This window comes from Streptomyces sp. NPDC006430, assembly GCF_040612395.1.
Classification (GTDB): Bacteria; Actinomycetota; Actinomycetes; order Streptomycetales; family Streptomycetaceae; genus Streptomyces.
Map to the genome: position 1 here is coordinate 19,526 of NZ_JBEXQA010000019.1, position 14,946 is coordinate 34,471.

Below are 14,946 nucleotides of genomic sequence, written 5' to 3' on the forward strand. Positions count from 1 at the left end.
GGGCGTTCGGGGTGTCCGTGGTCCCCGGGACCGGCGCAGGCCCACGCTACGGCCTGCGGGTCCGAATGTTGAGGGGACGTCAGCCGCAGGGATAGCGGCCCGGCCAGCCGGAGGCCGGGACGGCCGGGCCGTGCAGGGAGGGGCCCTGGGTCATTTCCAGGGCGAAGTCGTCGGCGAGTTCGAGGAGGGTGGCGCGGCCTTCGAGGTTCGCGAGCCAGCCGCCCGGGAGGGCGGTCTCACCGTGGAGGGCGCCGAGCAGGGCGCCGCAGAGGGCGCCGGTGGCGGTGGTGTCGCCGCCGTGGTCGACGGCGAGGCGCAGGCCGTGCGGGACGTCCTGTGCGACCAGGGCGCAGTAGACGGCGACGGCGAGGGCGTCGGCGGCGTCGAAGCCTTCGCCCGGGCAGAGGGACGCGACCACCTTCGCGGAGGGCGGGCCCTGGGTGACGGCCGAGACGGCGCGCAGGAGGGCGTCGGTGACGCTCTGGTGGCCCTGGCGGGCGCCGAGCAGGCCCAGGGCGCGCTGGATCGCCGCGTCCAGGTCGTCGCCGCGGGTCAGGCCGTGGACGATGGCGGCGAAGGCCCCGGCGGAGAGGTAGGCGGTGGGGTGGCCGTGACTCTGCGCGGCGCACTCGGTGGCGAGTTGGAGGACCAGGGCGGGCTGCCAGCCGACCAGCAGCCCGAAGGGGGCCGAGCGGGTGGTGGCGCCCGCGTCCCGGGCGGTCGGGTTCTTCGGCTGGTCGAGGGTGCCGAGGATGTCGTCGGCGAAGCCGGTCAGGCAGGCGCGGCCCGGGGTGCGGCGGGTGTAGAGCCACTCCTGCCGGGCGAGCCAGCCGTTGTCCTTGCGGCGTTCGTCGGGGCCCCAGTCGTGCTGGGTGGCGGCCCAGCGTAGGTACGCGCGGTGGATGTCGGTGGGCGGGTGCCAGGCGCCGGTGTCCCGGCGCACGTGGGCCCGTATCAGCCCGTCGAGGGTGAACAGGGTGAGCTGCGTGGCGGCGGTGACCGCGCCGCTGCGCCCGGGGGTGTGGCCGGGGGCGGGCGCGGGCGCGGGCTGGGTCGGGCCCTGCGGGCCGTGGGTCTCGCGGGCGCCGCCGGCTGCGGGGGAGCCGAGGGAGTCGCCGATGGCGGAGCCGAGGAGGGTGCCGCGGACCCGGCTGCGGAAGTCCTGCTGTTCGGTGCGGCCCCAGAGGCCGGTGGTGAGCGCGGTGCGCCCGGCGAGGGTGTCGCCGGTCCCGCTGCTGGTTCTGACCCCCGTCCCGGCCCCCGTCCCGGCCCCCGTCCCGGCCCCCGTCCCGCTCCGGATCCCGGGTCCGTCCGGCTCGCCGTGCCCGCCGGCCGCCGCTTGTATCGCCGTGTCCATCGCGATCCCCCTGCCCCGCCCCGCATGTTCTGGCGGGCACTGTAGTGGACAGGACCGGTCGAATCCGGAAAGCGGTGGTCAAGCGGTCCGCGTGCGGGCGGAGAAAGACCGGAACGCGTACGGGAACGGGCGCGCGTGCGGTCCCGTACGGGCACATGCAGTCAACGCACGTGCAGGCTGCGCCGCGTGATCCACTTGTGGCACGTTTTGCCACTTGCCTTCAGGCAGGTCGGTTTCGGCCATGTCTCGTTCATACGGGGTTCTTCGGCGGCCAACAGCCTCAAGGGCATGAAGAAGGCATTCCTCGCCGCGACCCTCGTCGCCTCCGCGCTCACCGCTTCCCTGGTCGCAGCACCCGCCGCAACCGCCGCCTCGGCGTCCACCGGCTGGGACCTCCCGTGGGCCGGCCACCACCACCGCCGGACCGCCGTCCCCTTCACCGAGGCCACCGTCACCGCCGGCGCCGCCGGCGCGTACGCGGTGACCTGGAAGGCCCGGGGCGTCAAGCGGGTGGAGATCAAGGCGAACGGCAAGGTCGTCGCCAAGGGGGGTGCCGAGGGGCGGGCGGTGGTGACGGGGTTGCCCGCCGCCGACCGCCAGTGGTTCGACTTCGCGCCGGACCGCGGCGCCGGCCTGCACCTCGCCGACCGGCTGGTCAAGCTGGAGGGGGCGGTCAACTTCCGCGATGCGGGCGGCTACCGCACCACCACCGGCCAGTGGGTGAAGATGGGCGAGGTCTACCGCTCCGACGCGCTCGACAAGCTCACCGAAGCCGACCTGGCCAAGCTCCGGCGCCTGCGCGTCAGGACCGTCTTCGACCTCCGCACGGCGGACGAACGCACCAAGAACGCCGACCGGGTTCCGGCGGGCGCCACCTACACCGTCGCCGACGTCTTCGCGGGCTCCGGCTCCTTCCAGACCCTGCCCACGTCGCCCGACGCGGCCGTCAGGGCCATGGTCGACGCCGAGAAGGCGATGGTGAGCGGCGAGGGCGGGAAGAAGGCGTACGGCCGGGTCTTCGAGGGCATGGAGCGCGACCGCGACCGTGCGGTCCTCTTCCACTGCACCGCCGGTAAGGACCGCACCGGCTGGGCCAACGCCGCCCTGCTGACCGCGCTCGGCGTGCCGGCCGAGACCGTCATGGCCGACTACCTGGCCAGCAACGACTACCGCAGGGCCGCCAACGACGCGGCGCTGTCCCACCTGCCGGCCCAGCAGGCCGCCGTCTACAAGCCGATGCTCGACGTGCGCCCCGAGTACCTGAACTCCGGCTACGACGAGGTCAAGGCGAAGTACGGCACCTTCGACCACTACCTGAAGGACGGTCTCGGCATCGACGCCCGCGAGCTGAAGCAGCTCAGGAAGGACCTCCTCGTCGGCTGATGCCGGCCGGATCGTTCCCCGGCCGGCGCGCCCTCGCGACCCTCCCAGCGCCTTCCCGGACCCCACACGGCCCCTCCCGGCCGGGGCCCGCCCGATCCGGTTAGTCCAGTACGGGCAGCAGCTCGGGCAGGTGTCCGTCGGAGGCGCGGGCCGCCTGCTGCCGCTCCTGCGGCACCTCCCCGTACAGCGTCGTACGGGCCTTCGCGGGCCGGCCGGCGGCCTCCGCCACGGCGATGAGGTCCCGTACGGACTTGTACGAGCCGTAACTCGATCCGGCCATCCGCGAGATGGTCTCCTCCATCAGCGTCCCACCGAGGTCGTTGGCACCCGACCGCAGCATCTCGGCCGCTCCCTCCGTGCCCAGCTTCACCCAGCTCGTCTGGATGTTGGGGATGTGCGGGTGCAGCAGGATCCGGGCCATCGCCGTGACCGCGCGGTTGTCGCGGACCGTGGGGCCGGGGCGGGCGATGCCCGCCAGGTACACGGGCGCGTTCGTGTGGATGAAGGGCAGCGTCACGAACTCGGTGAAACCGCCCGTCCGCTGCTGGATGCCGGCCAGTGTGCGCAAGTGGCCGAGCCAGTGCCGCGGTTGGTCCACGTGCCCGTACATCATGGTCGACGAGGACCGGATCCCGAGCTCGTGCGCGGTGGTGATCACATCGATCCAGTCCGCCGTCGGCAGCTTGCCCTTGGTCAGGACCCAGCGGACCTCGTCGTCCAGGATCTCCGCCGCCGTGCCCGGGATGGAGTCCAGCCCGGCGGCCTTGGCCTCCGTCAGCCACTCCCGTACGGACATCCCCGTGCGGGTGGCCCCGTTGACGACCTCCATCGGCGAGAAGGCGTGCACGTGCATGCCGGGGACCCGCTGCTTCACGGCCCGCGCGATGTCGAAGTACGCCGTCCCCGGCAGGTCCGGGTGGATGCCGCCCTGCATGCACACCTCGACCGCGCCCACCTCCCAGGCCTGGGCGGCCCGGTCGGCGACCTGGTCCAGCGACAGCGTGTAGGCGTCCGCGTCCGTACGGCGCTGTGCGAAGGCGCAGAAGCGGCAGCCGGTGTAACAGACGTTGGTGAAGTTGATGTTCCGCGTGACGACGTACGTGACGTCGTCGCCCACCACCGACCTGCGCAGGTCGTCCGCGATCCGGCACAGCGCGTCCAGCGCCGGGCCGTCCGCGTGGAGCAGGGCGAGGGCCTGGTCGTCGGTGAGCTTCGTCGGGTCGTCGGCGGCCTGCGCGAGGGCGGCCCGTACGTCCGTGTCGATGCGCTCCGGGACCATGCCGGGTGCGGCGGCCTCGCGCAGGGACTCCCAGTCGCCGTAGACGTGGTCGAAGTCCTCGCGCCGGTCGCCGGTGCGGCCCTCGGTGTCGATGGCGGTGTGCAGATCGGTGCGTCCGGTGGCGGTGAACGCCTCCTCCGGCTCCTGCCACGGACGGCCCGTGACCTCGGCGTCCGGGCGGGCGAGTCCGGTCTGCGGATCGGCGAGCGCCCGTACGTGCGGGAGCAGCCGCGGGTCCAGCCACGGTTCGCCGCGCCGGACGAACTCCGGGTAGACGCAGAGCCGCTCGCGCAGCTCGAAGCCGGCCGCGGCGGACTGCTCGGCCAGCAGGTCGATCTGGGGCCAGGGGCGTTCGGGGTTCACGTGGTCGGGGGTCAGCGGCGAGACGCCGCCCCAGTCGTCGATGCCGGCCCGGATCAGCCTGGCGTACTCCCCGTCGACCAGGTTGGGCGGCGCTTGAAGGCAGCCCGAGGGGCCCATGACGTGCCGGGCGACGGCGACCGTGGCGACGAGATCGTCCAGCTCGGCGTCCGGCATCCCGCGCATCGCAGTGTCCGGCTTGGCGCGGAAGTTCTGGATGATCAGCTCCTGGATGCCGTGGTACGAGCGGGCTATCCGGCGCAGCGCGAACAGTGACTCGGCGCGTTCCTCGTAGGTCTCGCCGATGCCGATGAGCAGGCCGGAGGTGAAGGGGACGGAGGAGCGTCCGGCGTCCTCCAGGACGCGCAGGCGGACGGCCGGCTCCTTGTCGGGGGAGCCGTGGTGCGGGCCGCCGGGCTCGGACCACAGGCGGGTGGCCGTCGTCTCCAGCATCATGCCCATGGACGGGGCGACCGGCTTGAGCCGCTGGAAGTCGGCCCAGGACATGACACCCGGGTTGAGGTGGGGGAGGAGTCCGGTCTCCTCCAGGATCCGGATGGAGATGGCCCGCACGTACGAGATCGTGTCGTTGTAGCCCTCGGCCTCCAGCCACTCGCGCGCCTCGGGCCAACGGTCCTCGGGCTTGTCGCCGAGGGTGATGAGTGCTTCCTTGCAGCCCAGCGCGGCGCCGCGGCGGGCGATGTCGAGCACCTCGTCCGGGGACATGTACATCCCGTGCCCCGCGCGGCGCAGCCTGCCGGGGACGGTGGCGAAGGTGCAGTAGTGGCACTTGTCGCGGCACAGGCGGGTGAGGGGGATGAACACGCTCTTCGAGTACGTGATGACGCCGGGCCGTCCGGCGGCGGTGAGGCCGGCATCGCGGACCCGGGCGGCGGAGGCGGCGAGGTCCTCCAGGTCCTCGCCGCGTGCCTGGAGGAGCACGGCCGCCTCGGTCGCGTCGAGCGCGACGCCGTCGCGGGCCCGCCGGAGCGCGCGGCGCATCGCGTTTTCGGTCGGAGCGTCACTCGGAGTGGTCATGCGGTGAGCATACGATCCGGCGGGCCGGCCGCGGGGTGGCTCCCGGAGGCTCATCGCATCAGCTCACCGGCGTTGACCAGCAGGGACTGGCCGGTTATCGCGCGCGCCCGGTCGGAGGCGAGGAAGACGGCGGCGTCCGCGACGTCGCCGTCGGTGGCGAGGTCGGGCAGCGCCATCCGCTCGGTGAGCCGGGCGTGGACCTCGGCTTCGGGCACGCCCTCAGCGTGCGCGGTGAAGGTGACGAAGGCTTGTACGGGCGGCCCCCACATCCAACCGGGGAGCACGGTGTTGACCCGGATCCGGTGGGGGCCGAGCTCGCGGGCCATGGAGTACATGGCGGAGGTCAGCGCGCCCTTGGAAGCGGCGTAGGCGGCCTGCTGGACCTCGTTCGGCGCGGCCACGGCGGACTGCGTCCCGATGATGACAACGGACCCGCCGCCCGACTTGAGGGCGGGCAGGCAGGCCCGCGTCATGCGGAGGGTCCCGAGCAGGTTCACGTCGATGATCTGCTGCCAGGTGCCGAAGTCCGCGTCCTGGAGCCCGCCGAAGTACGAGTCCCAGGCCGCGACGTGGACGACGGCGTCGATCCCGCCGAAGCGCGTCAGGGCCAGTTCGGCCAGGGCCGCGCACTGGGTTTCGTCGGTGATGTCGGTCGGCAGGTGCGCGGTGTGGAGCCCTTCGGGGTCGATCTCGGCGGCGGATTTGGCGAGATTGGCCTCGGTCCGCGCCCCGAGGACGGCGTTCCCGCCGTCCCGTACGACGGCGGCGGCCACCTGGTGCCCCAGCCCGGCCCCGACGCCGGAGACGATGACGGTCTTCCCTCGCAGCAACAGCATGCGCGTCGCCTCCCAGGCGGCCGAGTACGGCAGGTCTGACGAGCCGTCAGATTAGGCGGTGCGGGCGGGGGAGGGAAGGGGGCGTGAGGCGCCGCCGCCGGCCACCCGCAGCGGCCCGCACCCACGGGTCGCTCACGCCGGTGGCGCGTCGGGGGGCCCGCCGGTGGTCTCCCTGACGGCCATATGGGTGGTCATGTTCATTGCAGGAACGATCAAGCCTCGTGCGGAGGCCGGTCCGAGCCGTCTTCGGGTGGAGGGTGGGCGGCACGAGCCCCGCCGGAAGAGCCGGCGGGGGTTGACGAACGGAGTGAGCCATGGCTCAACTGCCACCCGGCGTGGTCCAGATCCTCCCCGACGGTGCGCCGTGTCCGCCCAAGACCCTGGGCCTGTACCAGCACTACAACTGCCAGGGCACGGGATACGGGATCGGAGCCGGCTTTGACGTGGACCTCAGCCAGCTGCCCATTCCCGGCGGGGGCAGCATGTCCAAGAATGTCTCCTCATGGGTCAACCTGACGGACAGCGACGTGAAGCTGATCGGCAAGGGCGAGCGCATCCTGAAGGCCGGCGAGAAGCTTGAGGAGCCGTCGGGGTACAACGACACGGTCCAACGGGTCGTCTGGGTGAGCTAGTCCCGGCCGACCCCCGTGCGGTGCGGGCGCGAGGCCTCTCGCCCGCACCGCACGGGCCGGTCCGGATGGCGCCGAAGCGGTGCCGAAGCAGGTGCCGGAGCCGGTGCCGGAGCCGGTTCGGGTACCGGCTCCGGTCCCGGGTCTGGTCCCGGGTCCGGTTCGGGTACCTGCTCCGGCTCCGGATCCGCAAGACGCCGCGTCCGTTCGGCAGCGAGCAGCGGACGCGTCGGGGGTCAGCAGGCAGCAGCAGTTGCTGCTGCCTGCTGCAGGCGGTTCAGACCCTCCTCGATCTCCGTCGGCGTGTGCGTCGTGAACGACAGGCGCAGGGTCCGGGGGTCCGGGGTGCCCGTGTGGAACGGGGCTCCCGGGACGAAGGCCACGTCGTGCGCGATCGCCACCTTCAGCAGGGTCGTCGCGTCGTGGCCCTCCGGAAGGCGGGCCCAGACGAACATGCCGCCTTCCGGGCGGTTCCAGGTGGAGCCCGCCGGGAGGGCCGCGCCCAGGCCGGCCAGCAGGGCGTCGCGCCGGGCCCGGTAGGCCGTGCGGACCGTGCCGATGTGCGCGTCGAGGTCCGCCTCGCGCAGGTAGTGGGCCGCCGCCAGCTGGTCCACCGTCGAGGTGTGGAGGTCGGCCGCCTGCTTGGCCACCACCGCCGCCCGACGCAGCGCTACCGGCGCGCGGAGCCAGCCCAGCCGCAGTCCCGGCGCCATGATCTTCGAGAAGCTGCCGAGCAGCGCCGTGCGGTCCCGTGCCCCCGGGTGTGCCGCCAGCCAGGGGATCTCGGCCCCCTCGAACCGGAGGTCTCCGTACGGATCGTCCTCCACCAGCCACAGCCCAAGCCGTGCCGCGATCTCCGCCACTGCTGCCCGCCGCCCGCCCGGCAGGGTGCGTCCGGTGGGGTTCTGGAAGGTGGGGACCGAGTAGAGGAGCTTGGGGCGCTCCTTCGTCACGACCTCCGCCAACGCATCGGGCAGGATGCCCTGCTCATCGCAGGGGACGGGTATCACCCGGGCTCCCGCCATCGCGAAGCACTGGAGCGCCGCCAGGTAGGTGGGGTTCTCGACGAGGACGACGTCGCCCGGTTCGACGAGCGTGGCGGTGATCAGGGCGAGGGCCTGCTGCGAGCCCGTGGTGATCAGTACGTCGTCGGCAGCGGTCTCCAGCCCGCGGGCCGTCGCCCGCGCGGCCACCGCCTCCCGCAACTCCGGCGCGCCCTCGGTGGTCGAGTACTGCAGCGCCCGGCTCGCCGACGTCGCGAACGCGGCCCCGTACGCGGCGCGCAGGCCTTCGGTGTCGAACAGTTCCGGCGCGGGCAGGCCGCCGGCGAAGGAGATGACCCCGGGGCGTGCGGTCAGGGCGAGGATCTCGCGGATCGGCGACCCCCCGACGGCGACGGCGCGGGTGGCGAACGCCGGCGGGGGCTGGAGGGCGGCGGCGGAGGGGGAGGACGGCATGGGGACTCCTTGCGGGGAGGCGGGTGCGCGCATCCTAGCCACGGAAGGATGTATTCAGCACCTATATGTCGAGGGGTGGAACGGGGCGGGACCCCTCCCCATCTGACGGAACATCAGTTAGACCCTTCCCATGACGACAGGAGAGCGCCACCACCAGGACGAGGACGGGGACACCCGCGTCGACGACTACGCCGCGCTCGCGGCCGTCGGGCCGTACGGCGTCCGGCCCGGCCATGCGCTGATCACCATGGTCGAACCGCACCCGGGCCACGAGTACGCGTACAACCGTTGGTACGAGGACGACCACTACTACGCCGGCGCCATGGCCATGCCGTGGATGTACGCGGGCCGTCGCTGGGTGGCCACGCGGGAACTCCAGGAGCTGCGCTACCCCGAAAAGTCGGCAGTCGCCCAGCCGGTCACCGCCGGCTGCTACCTCTCGACGTACTGGGTCACCGAGGGCCGCTACGACGAGCACATGAAGTGGACCGTCGGGATCAACAAGCGCCTGAACCGGGACGGCCGTGTCTACCAGGACCGTACACACGTGTTCACGGCCTTCCAGGACCACGAGGCCACGGTCTACCGCGACGGAGCCGCCGGCCCACGGGACTTCCACGCCCTCGACCACCCGTACGCCGGGCTCGTCATGCAGGTCGTCGATGCCGACGGGCCCGAGCAGCGGGCGGAACTACTGGAGTGGCTGCGCTCGCGCGCCCTGCCGAAGCGGTTGCACGGCTCGTCGGCCGCGATGGTGACGATCTTCCGGCCGACCCCGCTCCCGGGCGACCGGATGACGTACGTCAAGCAGGTCGAGGGGGTCGGTACCCGGCTGACCCTGCTGTGGTTCCTGGAAGCCGATCCGCGCACCTGCTGGGACCGGTTCCGGGGGCTGGACGCCGAGGTCTCCGCGGCCGGGCTGGGGCGGGTGGAGCTGGTGGCGCCGTTCGTCCCGACCGTGCCGGGGACCGACCGGTACGTCGACCAGCTCCGCTAGGCGGCGCCGCCGCTGCGCGCTGCCGGGTCGGGACATGGCCGAGCCCCCTCGGCCGGGACGGCGGGCCAGTCGAGAGGGCTTCAGGCAGTGGTGCATGTGGTGCTGGTGTTGCGGGTCTTGCGTGTGGTGCAGAGCGAACGGTGTGGATGTTCGCCGTGATGTTCAGGCGAGGCGTCCCAGCCGACCCTCGGTGACGTCGGCGACGAACGAGGTCCAGGAACCCGGCGCGAAGGTGAGGGACGGCCCGTCCTGCACCTTCGAGTCGCGGACCGCGATGGCTTCCGTGACGGGGGACTTGACCTCGACGCAAGCGCCGTTTCCGCCGGAGTAGGAGGACTTGATCCAGTTGTCCGTGGCGCCCTGACGAATAGCCATGTTTCTCTCCGGTTCAGCGAGTCGTTGCCAGTGGGGAGTCGGCCATTTTTGGTTTCCCGGCCGACGTGATCGACGCTACCGGCACCTTCGGGCAGGTGAAGGGGTCGTTCACCCGACCGGGTGGCATATTCCATTCAGGACTTCTGTGGCTGGGGATTGACGGTGTACGGTGCCGACCCCTCTCGCTGAACTGCCCGGTTTCCTCCGCGTTTACCGCATCTTGGCCGCATACTCGTCGATGATCTCGGCGATGAACTGTCGTGTCTGTTCGACATTGAGAGCCTGGGCGCGCAGATGCTCGTACATCACGCTGTACTTCTGAACGTCGTTGGCCTTCTCCAGGTACAGATCGCTCGTCACGCCCTCGATGTAGACGACCGTCGAATCGGACGCGTCCGGAAATTCCAGGATGGCGTACTGGCCGTTCACTCCGGGATGGGCCCCCATCGAGAAGGGCATCACCTGCACCGTGATGTACGGCTGCTCGGATTGCTCTATCAGGTACTCGAGCTGCTTGGTCATCAGTTGTGCGTCGCCCACGTGCCGGCGCAGCGCGGCCTCGTCGATGACCGCCCACAAGCGCAGCGGCCCGAGTTCCGGATTGTTGTTGTCCGTCTCGGAGAGCCGCTTCTGCCGGTGCATCCGCACCTGGACGCGCTTCTCCACGTCGGCGGGGGCGGTCTCGGGCAGCGCGCCGCGGATGAGGGCCTGGGCGTAGTCCGGGGTCTGGAGCAGGCCGGGCACCATCTGGGGTTCGTACGTGCGCAGACTCGCGGCGTCCGTCTCCAGCCCGATGTAGACGCTGTACGGGATGTCACCGAAGGCGTGCCACCAGCCCTGTTGGCGGGAGTCCTTGGCCATCTGCATGAGGGAGTCGACGAGCCGGCGGTCCTCGACCTCGTACACGTCGCACAGATCGCGGACGTCGCGCTGACTGATGGAACGGCGCCCGTTCTCCAGCCTGCTGATCTTCGACTGGGAGACGAGGAGGCGCTCGGCGACCTGCTCGGCCGTCATGCCCTTGTCCTCGCGCAGCTTGCGCAACTCCATGCCCAGTCGGCGGCGTCGGACGGTGGGATTGACATTGGACGCCACGTGAACGGCACCTCCGCCTTCTTCTGGTTCGGTCTCGCTGCGTGTCTGATGATGAGCAGACTGCCACCGAAGGGCGGGGTGGCGCCGGAGAACAGCGCGGAAATGCAGACGCGCGGGACGGCGGGGCCGGCGGACCGGCCTCGCCATCCCGCGCGCTGGCGGCTCCCGAACCGGGTCATCGGGGACGCCGGTTGCGGCGATGGCGGTTCGGTGGAGCGTCGAGCGGTGGATCAGTGTGCGGCAGCGCGGGCCATCGCGCCCGTCCGGCGTGCCTGCAGCGGAACGCCGTTCGCCGTGGCCCGGGCGGCCGGCGGGGCCGCCGGTGCGCGGTCACGGCGCGGCTGCGCAGCCACACCGTTCTGGACGTCCATGACGGCGTGCGCCACGAGACCGCCCATCGGGTCGTGCCGTATCAGGTCCCGCAACCGGGACCTGGACGACCGCCCCTCGTTGCCGGGGTACAGGTGCTTGCCGAGTCCGACCGCGTGGGCCAGCGCAGCGAGCGCCGCGGTCCGCGGGTCCGGCGGTACGCCGGTACGGATCGCACTGTCGAGCCGGGCACGGATCTCCCGGCTGATCGCCGTGTCCGTCGCCTGGTAGCGAGTCGTCGGCAACACCCCGCACATCTGTCCCGCAACGGCATGGACCATGCCGCAGCGCTCCAGGTGAGCGAGGTAGATCTGGCGGAGCCCCAACCGGGGTCCACCGATCCAGTGGACGGCCCGTACCGGGCTGCCGCGCCTGCGCAGCAGTTCCAGTGCGGAGTCCAGAGTTGGATCTCCTGTCGGCCGTGGCATCACCACGGCGATACGATCCCCGTCAGGGGCTATCCGTCCTGCCAGAGCCAGCTCCACTAGCTGTGCCCCGGCCAGGCCGAGGTCGAGCGACTGCGGCTGCGCCGTGGTACCCGTGGTCGGGTCCAAGGCGAGCAACAGAAGCTCCTCCGGAATTGTTCTGCGGCTCCTGCCCATCCATGCCTCCCCGCGTGGATGAGTGACAGGGTGACGCCTCTCACATTCATCTGTCGAGAGCGCCTGGTCGCTTTGTGAGGGAACCGGCAGCTATGTCGTTCTCGTCTAGCACGGGGGCGATGCCCCCTAGACGGGACACTGTTAGACATTCGGACAGCCGGACGTGGTGGCGATCGAGGAGGAACTGGTGGCGGGCGAGTCCCCCGACAAGTCGGTTGATGAGGGAGCGCCGGGGGCGGCGAAGTCCTCCGCGGAGCGTGACCCGAGGTTGTCGGTGTTCCGGCCGCGGGAACCCGAGTCCGGGAACGGGAACGGGACCGGGAACGAGTCCGGGAACGAGTCCGGAAAGGCCTCTGGGAAGGCTTCCGGTGAGGACGAGGGTCGCGATCCGCTGCGTGCGGCGGTGGCCGCCTGGGTGGCGAAGGCCGAGACGGAGGGCGACGGCCCTGCCGGGGAGTCGGAGCCGAGCGCCGAGGGCACGTCCTCCGGACGGGTGGACTCCGGGCCGGACGCGGACTCCCCGTCGGACTCCGAGCGGGAGGCCGGCTCGGGTTCCGGCACCGGCGCGGCCGACAGCGAGCGTACGGCGGTCTTCCGTGCGCCGAAGCCGGGGGTTTCCGTGGACGAGCCGGCGAAGGCCGCAGGTGCAGGTTCCGCCTCGGCCGCCGACGGGTCGGCCGACAGCGAGCGTACGGCGGTCTTCCGTGCGGTGAAGCCCGGTTCGGCTCCTGCGAAGGAGACCGCGGATGCGTCCGCGGGTGCGGGTGCGGGTGCGGGTGCGGGTTCCGGTTCCGGCGCCGGCCGCCCCAAGGACTCGGCGTCCACCACAGAGAAGCCGGCCGATGCCGATGCGTCGGCCACCGAGCGGGCCGGCAGTGAGCACGCAGCTTCTGGCGACAGGCCTTCGGTAGCCGCTGGTACGGGTTCCGGTTCGGCTGCCGCTTCGGCGTCCGCAACCGAGAAGCCGGCCGATGCCGATGCCTCGGCCAAGAAGGCGGCTGACGGTGAGCGTACGGCGGTCTTCCGTGCGGTGAAGCCGGGTTCGGCTCCTGCGAAGGGCACCGCCGATGCGTCGGCCTCCGCGGGCGCGGGCGCGGATTCCGGTTCGGGATCCGGCGCGGGTCGTCCAGAGGCCTCGGCGTCTACCGCCGAGAAGTCGGTCGACAGCGAACGCACCGCGGTGTTCCGTGCCGTGAAGCCCTCCTCCGCCGCCCCTCAGAAGCATGTGGGTGCCGTAGGGGTGGGTTCCGGTTCCGCCGCCAAGGACGGCGCCAAGGACGGCGCCAAGGACGGCGCCAAGGACGGCCAGGGCGCCAAGCCTGCCGCCGACGAGCCCGCCGACAGTGAGCGCACGGCCGTGTTCCGGGCTCCCAAGCTGGATTCCGTCGCGGGCGCCGCGAAGGCTTCGGCCGCCGACGGGCCTTCTGCCACGCCGAGGGACAAAGCTTCCGACGGGTCGGGCAGCAAGCCGGACAGCAAGTCGGGCAGCAAGCCGGGCGACAAGGCTTCCGGCGAGCCGGTCGACAGTGAGCGCACGGCCGTGTTCCGCGCCGTGAAGCCGGAGCAGGCCCAGGCGAAGGCCCAGGCCCAGGCGAAGGCGCCGGAGAAGCCGGTGGCCTCCCGGCCCGTGCCGCCGAACGCCGTCGGTGGGGAGCGGGCCAGTACGTTCGTGCCGCTGCGCAAGGACGAGGGCCCCGCGAAGCCCGCGGCAGCCGCCCCGGCCCCGACGCAGTCCCCGGCCGGGGCCAGGCCCTCGGCCGTGGATCCCTTCCCCGAGCGGACCGAGCGGACCACGCAGCAGCCGCTGCCGCCCAAGCCGCCGCTCGACATGCTCGCGGACCTGACGAACAACCCGCCCCCGCCGCCGAGCCCGATGCGCACCTTCGTGCGCCGGTTCAAGATCTACGCCCCGCTCGTCGTCCTCCTCGTGGTCATCCTGGCCGTCGTGCAGCTGGTGCGCCCGCTGCCCGAGCCGCAGCTGAAGATGACCGCGAAGAACTCGTACACCTTCGACGGCGGTGCCCCGACCCTGCCCTGGCCCAAGGAGGGCCAGGCGTTCATGGCGGCGGCCGGCCTCGGCACCGTCGGCACGTTCGGCGAGCAGAAGTCGGTGCCCATCGGCAGCGTCGCCAAGACGATGACGGCCTACGTGATCCTGAAGAACCACCCGATGAAGAAGGGTGAAAAGGGTCAGATGATCGACATCGACAAGGTCGCGGTGGACGACGGCAAGAAGGACTCCGAGAACGAGTCGACCGTCAACACGCTGAAGGAGGGCGACAAGCTCTCCCAGTACGACGCCCTCGCCGCGATCATGATTCCGTCGGCCAACAACGTCGCGCGGCTGCTCGCCCGCTGGGACGCCGGTGGTGACCAGGACGCGTTCGTCAAGAAGATGAACGAGACCGCCAAGGAACTCGGCATGACCAACACGACGTACACGGACCCCTCGGGTCTGGACGCGACGACCGTCAGCACCGCCGAGGACCAGGTCAAGCTCGGCCTGAAGGTCGTGGAGATGCCCGAGCTGGTCGCGATCACCAAGTTGCCGAGCTGGACCGACCCGTACGGCAAGTCCTGGCCGAACTGGAACCACCTGATCCCCGGCAACGGCGCCCTCGGCATCAAGACCGGCTCCACCACCAAGGCGGGCGGCAACCTGCTCTTCGCCGCGGAGAAGAAGGTCGGCAAGACCAACCAGCTGATCGTCGGCGCGGTCCTCGCTCAGCACGGCGTGCCGATCCTCGACACCGCCATCAACTCCAGCAAGAGCATCATGCTGGCCACGCAGAAGATGCTGACGACCGCCGCCGTGGTCAAGAAGGGCGACGTCGTCGGGTACGTGGACGACGGTCTCGGCGGTCGCACCCCGGTCGTCGCGACCAGCGACGTGGAGGCGGTCGGGTGGCCGTCGCTCACCGTCAACGTCAAGCTGGGCAGCGGGGACGGCAAGCTCCCGCAGTCCGCGAAGGCGGGCACCGAGGTCGGCGTGCTGACCATCGGCGAGGGGGCCAGCCAGGTGAAGGTGCCGGTGGCGTTGCAGAGGGACCTCGCCGCGCCGGGCATCGGCAGCAAACTGACCCGTGTCGGCTGATCGCAGGTATCGATGACCGCGTGATTCCGGCGCCCCGGGCAACCCCGGGGCGCCGTCGCGCGTCTAGGGACCCGG

At 71.6% G+C, this 14,946-nt stretch carries 11 protein-coding genes; 4 read left to right on the plus strand and 7 right to left on the minus strand.

All coding sequences use genetic code 11. The annotated features are described in order from the left end of the window. Positions 1-79: 79 nt before the first annotated feature. Positions 80-1,357, minus strand: a complete 1,278-nt coding sequence (locus ABZZ20_RS24355) for an ADP-ribosylglycohydrolase family protein (RefSeq protein WP_356872881.1) — start codon at positions 1,355-1,357, stop codon at positions 80-82. 288 nt (positions 1,358-1,645) lie between these two features. On the opposite strand from ABZZ20_RS24355, the gene ABZZ20_RS24360 reads away from it, so the two are divergent. Further along, positions 1,646-2,740 carry a tyrosine-protein phosphatase gene (locus ABZZ20_RS24360; protein ID WP_356872883.1) on the plus strand — a complete coding sequence of 365 codons (1,095 nt, stop codon included), beginning with the start codon at positions 1,646-1,648 and terminating at the stop codon, positions 2,738-2,740. Between the two features lie 100 nt (positions 2,741-2,840). Here ABZZ20_RS24360 and ABZZ20_RS24365 read toward each other — a convergent pair whose 3' ends face one another. Next, positions 2,841-5,417, minus strand: coding sequence for a bifunctional FO biosynthesis protein CofGH (locus ABZZ20_RS24365; RefSeq protein ID WP_356872885.1), 2,577 nt, complete (start codon positions 5,415-5,417; stop codon positions 2,841-2,843). Positions 5,418-5,467: 50 nt separating this feature from the next. Next, positions 5,468-6,253 (minus strand): SDR family oxidoreductase, encoded by a 786-nt coding sequence (locus tag ABZZ20_RS24370; protein ID WP_356872887.1) that lies wholly within the window; start codon positions 6,251-6,253, stop codon positions 5,468-5,470. A 314-nt stretch (positions 6,254-6,567) separates the two neighbouring features. On the opposite strand from ABZZ20_RS24370, the gene ABZZ20_RS24375 reads away from it, so the two are divergent. Beyond that, positions 6,568-6,885 (plus strand): hypothetical protein, encoded by a 318-nt coding sequence (locus ABZZ20_RS24375; RefSeq protein WP_356872889.1) that lies wholly within the window; start codon positions 6,568-6,570, stop codon positions 6,883-6,885. 233 nt (positions 6,886-7,118) lie between these two features. Here ABZZ20_RS24375 and ABZZ20_RS24380 read toward each other — a convergent pair whose 3' ends face one another. After that, positions 7,119-8,339: a PLP-dependent aminotransferase family protein gene (locus tag ABZZ20_RS24380; RefSeq protein WP_356872891.1), complete on the minus strand. Its 1,221-nt coding sequence runs from the start codon at positions 8,337-8,339 to the stop codon at positions 7,119-7,121. 130 nt (positions 8,340-8,469) lie between these two features. Between ABZZ20_RS24380 and ABZZ20_RS24385 the strand changes: the two genes are divergently transcribed. Continuing rightward, positions 8,470-9,336: a hypothetical protein gene (locus ABZZ20_RS24385; RefSeq protein WP_356872893.1), complete on the plus strand. Its 867-nt coding sequence runs from the start codon at positions 8,470-8,472 to the stop codon at positions 9,334-9,336. A gap of 162 nt (positions 9,337-9,498) precedes the next feature. On the opposite strand, the gene ABZZ20_RS24390 is transcribed toward ABZZ20_RS24385, so the two are convergent. The 3 genes from ABZZ20_RS24390 to ABZZ20_RS24400 all read right to left on the minus strand — a co-directional run bounded on the left by ABZZ20_RS24390 (position 9,499) and on the right by ABZZ20_RS24400 (position 11,777). Continuing rightward, positions 9,499-9,711, minus strand: coding sequence for a DUF397 domain-containing protein (locus ABZZ20_RS24390; RefSeq protein ID WP_356872895.1), 213 nt, complete (start codon positions 9,709-9,711; stop codon positions 9,499-9,501). Positions 9,712-9,921: 210 nt separating this feature from the next. Further along, entirely contained in the window at positions 9,922-10,806 is an 885-nt protein-coding gene (locus tag ABZZ20_RS24395) for a helix-turn-helix transcriptional regulator (protein ID WP_356872897.1), read from the minus strand. A gap of 230 nt (positions 10,807-11,036) precedes the next feature. After that, positions 11,037-11,777, minus strand: a complete 741-nt coding sequence (locus tag ABZZ20_RS24400; protein ID WP_356872899.1) for a GPP34 family phosphoprotein — start codon at positions 11,775-11,777, stop codon at positions 11,037-11,039. A gap of 163 nt (positions 11,778-11,940) precedes the next feature. On the opposite strand from ABZZ20_RS24400, the gene ABZZ20_RS24405 reads away from it, so the two are divergent. Continuing rightward, positions 11,941-14,871 (plus strand): hypothetical protein, encoded by a 2,931-nt coding sequence (locus ABZZ20_RS24405; protein ID WP_356872901.1) that lies wholly within the window; start codon positions 11,941-11,943, stop codon positions 14,869-14,871. Positions 14,872-14,946 lie beyond the last annotated feature (75 nt).